This window comes from Micrococcus lylae NBRC 15355, from assembly GCF_001570885.1.
GTDB classification, from domain to species: Bacteria; Actinomycetota; Actinomycetes; order Actinomycetales; family Micrococcaceae; genus Micrococcus; species Micrococcus lylae.
The window spans coordinates 1-1,806 of sequence record NZ_BCSN01000098.1 but is presented as its reverse complement, the minus strand read 5'-3'; the positions used below and the strand labels follow the sequence as shown (position 1 = coordinate 1,806).

The 1,806-nt window shown below is 65.7% G+C and carries 1 protein-coding gene and 2 pseudogenes; all 3 read left to right on the top strand.

What is annotated here, in order from left to right; all coding sequences use genetic code 11:
- Positions 1–123: pseudogene (locus MLY01S_RS12845) on the top strand (IS3 family transposase); the annotation flags it as partial.
- Between the two features lie 261 nt (positions 124–384).
- Entirely contained in the window at positions 385–1,455 is a 1,071-nt protein-coding gene (locus MLY01S_RS11800) for an IS110 family RNA-guided transposase (RefSeq protein ID WP_067192414.1), read from the top strand.
- A 29-nt stretch (positions 1,456–1,484) separates the two neighbouring features.
- Positions 1,485–1,689, top strand: a pseudogene (locus MLY01S_RS12245) (integrase core domain-containing protein); the annotation flags it as partial.
- Positions 1,690–1,806: the final 117 nt, after the last annotated feature.

Sequence of the window (1,806 nt, the reverse complement as noted above, 5' to 3'; positions counted from 1 at the left end):
GGCCGGCAGGGCCTGATCCACCACTCGGATCGGGGAAGCCAGTACGTCAGCATGGCGTACTCAGACGCGCTCATCAACGCCGGGGTGACGGCTTCGGCGGGCACCGTGGGCGACTGGTACGACTGTCAGTCTGTTTCTACCCGATCCCGCGAGGATTGGGGAGTCCCGGCCGACGCGGTCTGACCCTTGCTTACGATTGGCCCGCAGGGTGCCTTTGCGTTGATCTGTCGACCGCCCGGCCGGGCACGCAGCAAGCGCTGCCGCCGGATCGGGCGTGACCTAATAGGAGCCTGGAGCAGCATGTCGAGAGCGTCCCCGTGACAGTCCTGTCCACCCGCCGGCGACAGCGTGAGACCACGCTAACCGTCAAAGGAGACAGGCACCATGAGCACACTCGAAACCGTCCACTCCGGGCACGTCGTCATCGGCGTCGACACCCACAAGCACATCCACGTCGCCGCCGTGCTCGACACCATCGGCGGCATCCTCGCGACCCTCACCGTCCCCACCGATACGGGTGGCTTCAAGCAGCTTCTCAGCTGGGCGGACTCATTCGGCAAGGTCCTTGCGTTCGGCATCGAGGGCACCGGCTCCTACGGCGCCACCCTCACCTCCTTCCTGCGCCGACACGGACACAAGGTCGTCGAAGCAGGACGCCCTGACCGCCGCCAGCGGCGCATGAACGGGAAGTCAGACACCCTCGACGCGGAAAACGCCGCCCGCTCCGTGCTCGCGGGGTTCGCGACGGTCATCCCGAAGACCGCGGACAGCAGCGTCGAGATGATCAGGCAGCTCAAGATCGCGCACGATTCGGCGGTGACCGACCGCTCCGCGGCGATGATCTCGATGAAAGCGATGCTCGTCCACGCCGACGACACACTGCGCCGGGAGACGAACCGGATGACACCGATCAAGCTTGCTCGCCACCTCGCAGCGCTGCGCCCTCGGAACCTCGAGACGCCCTCAGACTCCCTCCGCCATGCGCTGCGCTCCCTGGCCCGCCGATGGCAGCACCTGGACAGCGAAGCCAAGGAACTCAGGGCGTCGATCGAGGCGCTCGTCCTTCGCACCGCACCGCAACTGCTGGAGCAATTCGGCATCGGCGTCGATACCGCAGCCGAGATCCTGATCGTCGCTGGCGACAACCCCGAGCGGATCCACTCCGAGGCAGCTTTCGCGAAGCTTGCAGGCATCAGCCCCGTCCCAACCGGGTCTGGGATGACCAGCGGCCGACATCGCATCAACCACGGCGGCCATCGGCAGCTGAACGCCGCGATCTACCGCACCGTGATCGTCCGGATGAGGTTCCACGAGCCGACCATCGCCTACGTCGCCCGTCGGACCGCCGAAGGCAAGAGCAAGCGCGACATCATCCGCTGCCTGAAGCGCTACGTCATCCGCGAGGTCTACCACCTCATCAAGGTCAACCCCCGCACCGGTGAAATCGCGAGTTGACAACTATAGGAGCGTCAACGCCCTCGCTTAAGAGCGTGAACGGGCTCTACAAGGTAAGAACTCATCCACTCCAAGCGGATCTGGGAGTCCGTGCAGGCGGTCGAGCTGGCCACCATGGGGTGGGTGCACTGGTGGAACACCACCCGTCTTCACGAGGCCCTCGGTTACCGCACTCCCGCGGAGGTCGAGGCGGCCTACACTCACGACCGAGACGTAGCGCCCGTTGCGTCCTGACCTCGGAACGAAACCCAGGGCGCTTCAGTCGGTCACGATCCGCCCACCCGGGGCCCGGTTCGGCAACAGCATCGTCCTGCCCGCCGACTATGTGGCTGAGCACGTCGACCTCGGCTA

Excerpts from the sequence above, each read along its gene's own strand:
- MLY01S_RS11800 (WP_067192414.1), top strand. The coding sequence starts at position 385 with ATGAGCACACTCGAAACCGTCCACTCCGGGCACGTCGTCATCGGCGTC.